Consider the following 7,651-nt stretch of genomic DNA (forward strand, 5'->3'; position numbering starts at 1 on the left):
TAATAATTAGCAGCTTTGAATGATTTTTTCCACCCCGGTGTTATGATAAAATAGGATGTCCATGTCATTACTTCCCATGCCATGAATAGCGTAATCCAGTCAAGAGCCATAAATATTGCTATATTTGCCCCAGCGAGCAGCATCCACAGAACACCAACACCCCACTCATCCGGTTCGTGCAGATTTTTTTGAATGGAAAATATAGATATGATGAGGTTTATTATAGTTGTAAAAAATGAGAAAAACCATCCAAGTTTTGTAATGCCAAGGTTTATTTCAAAATTTATATTACCCAGAGAGAACATACTGTATGTCTCTGCATAACCCCAGTTACCATAAAATGACCATAATTTTATCGTCATAAATGTCAGCAACCCGGTAAAAAGCAGCCATCTTAACCACTTTAACTTGGCACCTATGAAAAATGCAACAGATGATATAATCAGGGCGATTATGAGTAAATTCAATATCATTGAAAGACCCCCGTTCCTAAAACAGTTGATATATAGCGTCCTTTTTCGAACAATCCTGCCGATGCATGCTTTAAAATATATGTAAGCATAGAGGGATACACACCCACTGCAATTACAATTATTGCAAAAGTAATAACAGAAATATATGCAAACGGATGAATTCTGTTTTTAACTGCTACCTTTTTGTCAACAAACAATTTAAATATGATCCTGAAATAGTAGAACACCTCTATTAAAGCTGCTCCGAGAATTAACGATATGGCGAGATAGCTGATACCTGCAGATTTTACAGCAGCTTGAACAATGTACATTTTACTCCAGAAACCGTTGAAAAAAGGAATCCCGATTATACCAAATGCGCCTATTGCAAAAAATATTGCGATAAATTTGTTATATCGTCCGAATCCTTCCATGTCATCAATATTGGAGCTACCTATCTTCCTTATTATCATAGCACTTGTAAGAAACAATAATCCTTTTGATATTGCATGATTAAAGAGATGAAAAACTCCTCCGGTAATGGAATTCTGGCTCCCAACTCCTATAGCAAAAGCTATAATACCCATCTGCGCCATTGAAGAAAAAGCAAGGACTTTTTTAATATCCTTTTGAGTCAATGCAGAAAATTCACCGATTATTGTTGTAATGACTCCAATTGCTATTAATATATTATTGAAATTCAATTTACCAAAAACTATTATTTTGTCTGCAACATCTATTCCGAATACAGTTAGAAAGACCCTCATAATAGCATAAATTCCTGCAGTACTTACAATACCGCTTAAAATGGCATCAATATGAGGAGCACTCCCTTCGTATGAATCTGGCACCCAAAGGTTAAATGGGAATAGCTCTGCTTCAACAAAAACGCCTCCTGCAAACATGAGTACAATAAACGAAGCTAAAGTAGGGTTAATTTCATGAAATCTCAAAGCAATTTCAGCAAAATTCAACGTACCCAATGTTGCGTATATAAAACCAATTGCAAATAACAACATTGAAGAACCAATAGCCCCAAAAATCATATATTTCAACGCACCTTTATATGATATGCCTTTGTCCCTCGAAGCTACAAGTATTGCAGTACCTATTGATAAAATTTCAATAAATACAAACATATTAAAAAGATCCCCTGTCATTATGATAGCACCTGCAGATCCCGCCACAAGCAACATTACCAAACTCAATTTGTCATCATAAGACTTATCCTTAATACCGATTGAATAAAAGGAAATGACAAGCCCTACAAAATAGACAATACATGCAAAAGAAAGAGATAGGGCTGATATGTACAGATTAATACCGAACGGCGGTTTCCAATTGCCAATTACAGCTATTTGGGGCCCATTGTTTAGTATAAAATTGAGCAATAGGACTGAATAAATAAAATTAAACCCAAGTGTTAAAAATGTAATCCATTTTGTCAATTTTTTACTAAGCATACCAAATAACGGCTGCAGGAAGGCTAAGGCCAATGGAAGGGCTATTAGCAATAATGCATAGTTTACATTCATTTTTTATCACCCATTTTTGTTATGTCTAATGTTCCGTAATGTTCATACAATTTAATTGCTATTGTTAACGCTAATGCAGTTGTGCCGAGTCCTATCACAATAGCCGTAAGAACAAGTGCCTGAGGCAAAGGATCTACGAAGTTGAGTGTATGTATATTTATGTGAGGATCCCATCTTGTAAGTATGGGAGCTTTCCCGTTTTTTATATAACCTACTATAATTAAAAACAAATTAACTGCAGTTTCCATTATACTTAACGAGACAAGTATTTTAATAACATTTTTTCTTGTAAGGACTCCAAATAAGCCTATAAGAAACAAAATGCAAGCTATTGAGTAAAGGAATAATGAATTAATCATTTTTACCACCCTCTTTTAATTTCGCAATACCCGAAGCCAGTTCAGCACCCACTTTAAGGCCTACTACAATATATATCAAGGCTACCATACCTGCGCTGTAAAGATAACCTACAGTTCCGGTGGGCATGAAATTAGCGAGGAACGATTTTTTTACAAAAAGTCCTGCAAGAGCAATTCCAACAAATGCTAATCCAGCCAAACTCTCTATACTTTTAGATAACATACTGTTGAACTTAAATGATTCAAGGCCTATGATTAACAATAATATTCCGGAAGCTATAATGGCACCACCAGGGAACCCTCCTCCGGGAGTTAAATGTCCGTGAACAAATATATAGACACCGAACAGAATAATCAAAGGCGATAAGAACGTTGTCCCTGTTTTTAAAATTAATGATGGCTCTCTAATTTTTTTATTGTTGATACCCCTCATCAAAAGAGTTAGTCCTATTATAGATATAAATAAGACAGTAACTTCTCCAAGTGTATCAAAACCTCTGTAATTTACAACAATTGAAGTCACCTCATTAGCAGAGCCCTCTTCAAGATTTTTCGATTTGCCAAATTCAATTGTTTTTGAAGGCACTTCATCTCTTTCATTAAAATAACTCTTGCCGTGCGATTCTAAATATTGGCTGGCCTCATTAACATTTTTCAGAACATAATGCAATGAAACTCTGTCCTCCAAATGTACATTCTCAACAGGCATTGTTTTTCCTTCATGTGCAGGCTGATTTAATGCCTGGAAAAAGAAAATTCCAAAAATTACAACCAAGGTAAGAGCGATAAATGAACCTGTAACAAAGTTTGTATTTTTCATTTCTCCTCCTGCCTTTCTGTATGCCTAAGAGCAAATAAATAGATAGCTATTGACAGCCCCGAGCCTATTGCTGCTTCTGTAATAGCAACATCAGGAGCTGCAAGTAATAGAAAAATGATACTTGCAAAAAGGCCGATTAGGCCTAAGCTGATAATTGCAGTAATTAGCTTTCTGGCATAAATAGCCATAAAAGCGGCAAATATCATTGTTATCCCAAGAACTGAAATTATTATTACATACATTAGTTTCACCTGTGTTTGAATAGATTAATTCTTTATTCTTTTCCCTCATCTTCAGCAAGTCTATCTACAGTCGTTTTTTCAGTCAGAGGAATCCCTATAAAATGAGAGGCCCTTGCAAGTGCATGAGAGGATATGGGATTTGTAAATACAATAAACAGTATAAGGACAATTGTTTTATCAATATTAATGAACTCAGACTGGCTTATTGCAAGACCTGAAAGGAATAGAATTGATCCCAATGTTGTGGCTTTTGTTCCCGTCTGCATCCTGTTGTAAAGGTCAGGCATTCGTACAAGGCCGAGAGATCCAAGGAAAAGGAACAGAGATCCGATTAATGTTATGATTGCCCCTGTGACAGCCATTTACAGCCCCCTTTCCAGATATCTTGCTATTGCAACAACACCGATAAAACTTAAAAGAGCATACACCATTGCAACATCGTAATAAATTATACGGCGTGTTAGTACTGCAATAAAAACAATTAATGATATTGAAACTATTGTCATAGTGTCAAGGGCAACTGTTCTGTCTGCGGCCGTAGGGCCTTTAATTAGCCGCACGAGGGATAGAATAATGGCTGCAAGTGCAATGCAGGCCGAAATATTCAGAAGCAAATTAGCCAAAAATCACCTCCAGATATTTTTCAAATTTTTGTACGATTTGATGAGAAGCCTCTTCAATATCAGGAGAAGTCACATCAATCCAATGGATATAAAAATTCTCGCCATTTGTTTCTACTGTAAGTGTACCGGGAGTAAGAGTAATCGAGTTTGCGAGAATGAGTTTTCCTATGCGTGATTTAAGTTTTGTTTTCACCTTGACAATTCCTGGATTAATTGGTAACGAAGGTGCAATAACACGCCTTGCCACATCAAGATTTGCCCTTATTAACGCCTCAGCAAATACAAAAGGATAGATTAAAGCATATAGAATCGCTTTCGGATTAATTTGGATTTCTCCCCAAATATCCGTACTACTCCAAAACAGAGAGGAAACAAGACATGCAATGATAGCCCCTGTAATTATTTCCTGCGGATCGTTGATTCCTGTCAAGAGAACCCACAATCCAAAGAAAAAAACAAAACTTAAAAAGCATCGTTTTAATTGCTGCATTTGTTCTCCAAAAAGTAATTAAACATGTGTATTTATTTTTTTTGAGTTTCTATTAAAAGTCCTGACAAAATTTCAAGACTCATTTTTAAACTCTTTCTTGCATCCGGTTTTAAAGAATCCAGAATACGGGATTCGCATTCTTTAATTTCATCATCTATTTTCTTTTTTAATTTACAGCCGTATTTACTGAGAACAATTTCCATACTGCGCCTGTTGTTAGGGAGTACGGTTGTGTCAACTAACCCTTTTGTTAAAAGCTGATTTACAACGCGGCTGCCCCGGGCAGTGGAAAATTGCATTCGTTCGGAGAACTCAGATCCCGTCAGCTTTTCTTCGGGATTCAGCAGATGCATAGCCATAAACTCAACATATGAAAGATCAAATTCTTTCCGGATTCGATCCTCCGTGAAAATGCATACACGCTTCACATCCTGGACAAGATCAAATAAACTTTTACCCATATCAGCCTTTTTAAACAAATAGTGTCAACTGTTAACACTGTTAAACATTAATGCCGTTAATATAATGCTTTGTATGCTTTCTGTCAAGTTTTTTCTGCATTTTATTTATTTTTTTTGCAACTTGATAATTTTTTTAAGTGCTGTTAAATAACTATCCGCAATTTATTTAATTTAGTACAAAAATATTTATTCTTCTCCTTTTAAGAAAAATGTCCAGCCATGCTTTTCATAATAATTGTCGGCATTAATCAATAAAAATTCAGGCAGAAACAAATTTTTATGATATAATGACATGCAGTATTATAATTGGAATGCAAAGCTGAATCTGACATTAACATTCAGAAAGGGCAGAAACTGTATTAAAAAAATTAAATTTTTATAATTTCTGGCACGTTTATTGTAATTACTAAAAATAGATAATATTTATGTATAAGACTACAGAAAATTCGGAGTAAAAATATTCCGAACCGGAAAAATTTGCTTAATTCTGAATGTCTAATATTTAAATTTAAACAGGGGGCTGATAATATGCCATCAAAAATAAACAGATTAAGGGCACGAACCCAAAACCTTATTTTAGGATCAGTAACAGGAACTGTTGTAGGTGTAAATCTGAAATTTTTCTTTCAGAGGCTTGGTGCTACTGATTTGATATGGATTTTTTTCTTCATCTTAGGGCCTGCAATCGGATATTTCAGCGGCAAAGAACGGGAACGCATTGAATCTCTTAAAAACGAAAAAAGCACTCTCAAAGAAAATCTGGAAAAAATTCAGGAAACCCTTAAAAAATCAACACAAAAGTACAAGCTTCTCGTTGAACAGGCAAATGAAGCTATTTTTCTTACTTCTGCTCAGGGGAAGATACTCCTCTTTAATCAGGCTCTTGCCCTCTTAACCGGATATTCAAAAGAACAGCTCAAAAAAATGAATATATCTCATCTTAAAAGCAGGGAAGAGACGGATGTTTCAAATCAAAAAATGTGGCTTGATAATGGGTATTCGAGGTCAGAGGAGAAATGGCGGAAAAAAGACAAAACATACGTACTGATGGATATAAGCAGTAAATGGATAAAAGTTGCAAACCATCAGCTGATTCTCCATGTAGCAAGAAATATTCAAAACCGCTCTGAAGCACAGAAAAAAATTTACATACAAGAAATGGGAGATATGGCCAGACTGCATGTAACAGAAGAGGCAAAAAGGCAGAAAGCTATATTGAACAAGATATTAAATCCAATTAATAAGACTGTCCTGAAACTAAATGATTTCAAGGAAAAATACAGTTCCGATGCTCCTGTATTCGAACAAATAGGCTCTATGTGGGAAAATGCAGGAAATACTTTCAGCGGAATGGCAGGAAAGATAAAAAGAGATCTTTTTAAGGGTAGCGGTAAGTGGGAAATAAACAATATAATTATGGAAGAGCTGCACTATCTGAATTTCATTTTCGGTGATAAAGATATTGTTGTTAAAACATCTTTGGCACAGGGGCTGCCTATGGTGCAGTGTGTCGGAAGAGACCTTTCTGTAGTATTGGGATCAATCCTGAAAGCTGCAATAAAATCGTGTGCTGATTCGGATGGCAGTGCAGTAAATGTATCAACAAGATTGTTTGACGAGTCCATTACTGTAGAGGTAATGCTGTCAGGAACAGATGATTTTTATCAAAATTTAAATGAAATTTTTGACCCTCTTGAAATGGTAGGTCCTTCCGGTTCCGCAGAAGGCGGGGGCATGATAATCTGCCGCCATATCGGAGATGAGTTTGGTTTTCAGATAGATGCAGGCAAAAAAAATGATAAATCCTTTGCAGTAAGGATTCGCATGCCTGCTGCAAGGAAACTGCAGACCCTTTCTAATACACATGAACCTGCAATCGGAAACACGCGGCCTGCAGATGAAGACAGCTCTCTTATTATTTAATTTTATGCCCTGTTTTTACTCTTCAGAAAGGCCCAAACCTGCTATTGCGGTTCCGGTTTACCGGAAGAAGCAGTCTCCCTAATTCTTGCTCACTTCCGGGTTCCCGATAAAAAACTCAGAAATAACATAATTAATATCTATGCCGTTTTTTCAGATTCTTTATTTACCGGCCTGCTGAATTTATTTGTTCACTAAAAGTATGTGAGATTCTTGTTGATTATTTCAATCTCGACTGTTATTTTATCTTTTACTATGACCTTTAATGAAAATTTACAAAAATGTATACATGAACGAAATTCACTGGTCTGTGTAGGGCTTGATGTTGTTCCTGACAGGTTCCCTTCAAAAATCAGGAATGAAAAAGACCCTGTTTTTGCATTTAACAGAGCCATAATTGATGCAACATCCGATTTTGTTGCTGCTTACAAACCAAACCTTGCGTTTTATGAAGCTCTCGGTACTTACGGCCTTGAAGCCCTCCAGAAAACTGTGGAATACATTCCGGACGGAATATTAAAAATTGGAGATGCAAAGAGAGGAGACATAGGCTCAACTGCAGAAAAATATGCGCAGGCTCTCTTCTCCGTGGGATTTGATGCTGTAACAGTAAATCCTTATCTCGGGCTTGATTCAGTATCTCCTTTTATAAAGGATGCTGAAAAGGGAGTGTTTATTCTATGCCTTACATCAAATCCCAGTTCAAAAGATTTTCAGTACATTACGTACAGAGAACAGGAACTCTACAA

The 7,651-nt window shown here is 36.0% G+C and carries 11 protein-coding genes; 2 read left to right on the top strand and 9 right to left on the bottom strand.

Translation table 11 applies throughout. The features are described 5' to 3' along the window. From J7K93_06995 to J7K93_07035, 9 genes are all read right to left on the bottom strand, one after another. On the bottom strand, positions 1-473 hold a 473-nt coding region (locus J7K93_06995; GenBank protein ID MCD6116742.1), incomplete at its 3' end, for a hypothetical protein. Continuing rightward, positions 470-1,987, bottom strand: coding sequence for a hypothetical protein (locus J7K93_07000; protein ID MCD6116743.1), 1,518 nt, complete (start codon positions 1,985-1,987; stop codon positions 470-472). The genes J7K93_06995 and J7K93_07000, both read right to left, overlap by 4 nt. Further along, complete coding sequence (locus J7K93_07005) at positions 1,984-2,346, bottom strand: NADH-quinone oxidoreductase subunit K (GenBank protein MCD6116744.1); 363 nt, start codon at positions 2,344-2,346, stop codon at positions 1,984-1,986. The genes J7K93_07000 and J7K93_07005 overlap by 4 nt, the downstream gene beginning before the upstream one ends. Continuing rightward, positions 2,339-3,166, bottom strand: a complete 828-nt coding sequence (locus J7K93_07010; GenBank protein MCD6116745.1) for a Na(+)/H(+) antiporter subunit B — start codon at positions 3,164-3,166, stop codon at positions 2,339-2,341. The genes J7K93_07005 and J7K93_07010 overlap by 8 nt, the downstream gene beginning before the upstream one ends. After that, complete coding sequence (locus J7K93_07015; protein ID MCD6116746.1) at positions 3,163-3,408, bottom strand: DUF4040 domain-containing protein; 246 nt, start codon at positions 3,406-3,408, stop codon at positions 3,163-3,165. Before J7K93_07015 ends, J7K93_07010 begins: the two co-directional genes overlap by 4 nt. Positions 3,409-3,440: 32 nt before the next feature. Next, on the bottom strand, positions 3,441-3,770 hold the full coding sequence (locus J7K93_07020) for a monovalent cation/H(+) antiporter subunit G (protein MCD6116747.1): 330 nt from the start codon (positions 3,768-3,770) through the stop codon (positions 3,441-3,443). Next, the gene (locus J7K93_07025; protein MCD6116748.1) at positions 3,771-4,031 is read right to left on the bottom strand and encodes a cation:proton antiporter; all 261 of its coding nucleotides are present in this window, start codon (positions 4,029-4,031) and stop codon (positions 3,771-3,773) included. Next, on the bottom strand, positions 4,024-4,521 hold the full coding sequence (locus tag J7K93_07030; GenBank protein MCD6116749.1) for a Na+/H+ antiporter subunit E: 498 nt from the start codon (positions 4,519-4,521) through the stop codon (positions 4,024-4,026). Before J7K93_07030 ends, J7K93_07025 begins: the two co-directional genes overlap by 8 nt. Before the next feature lie 32 nt (positions 4,522-4,553). Further along, positions 4,554-4,982, bottom strand: a complete 429-nt coding sequence (locus J7K93_07035; protein MCD6116750.1) for a MarR family transcriptional regulator — start codon at positions 4,980-4,982, stop codon at positions 4,554-4,556. Positions 4,983-5,510: 528 nt separating this feature from the next. On the opposite strand from J7K93_07035, the gene J7K93_07040 reads away from it, so the two are divergent. Both J7K93_07040 and pyrF read left to right on the top strand, forming a co-directional pair. Next, a complete protein-coding gene (locus tag J7K93_07040; protein ID MCD6116751.1) occupies positions 5,511-6,905 on the top strand; it encodes a PAS domain S-box protein in 1,395 nt (464 codons plus the stop codon). Positions 6,906-7,118: 213 nt separating this feature from the next. After that, positions 7,119-7,651, top strand: a 533-nt coding sequence (gene pyrF, locus J7K93_07045) for an orotidine-5'-phosphate decarboxylase (protein ID MCD6116752.1), incomplete at its 3' end; no start/stop codon positions are given.

The sequence above is a fragment of the bacterium genome (genome assembly GCA_021158245.1).
GTDB lineage: Bacteria > Zhuqueibacterota > QNDG01 > QNDG01 > QNDG01 > QNDG01.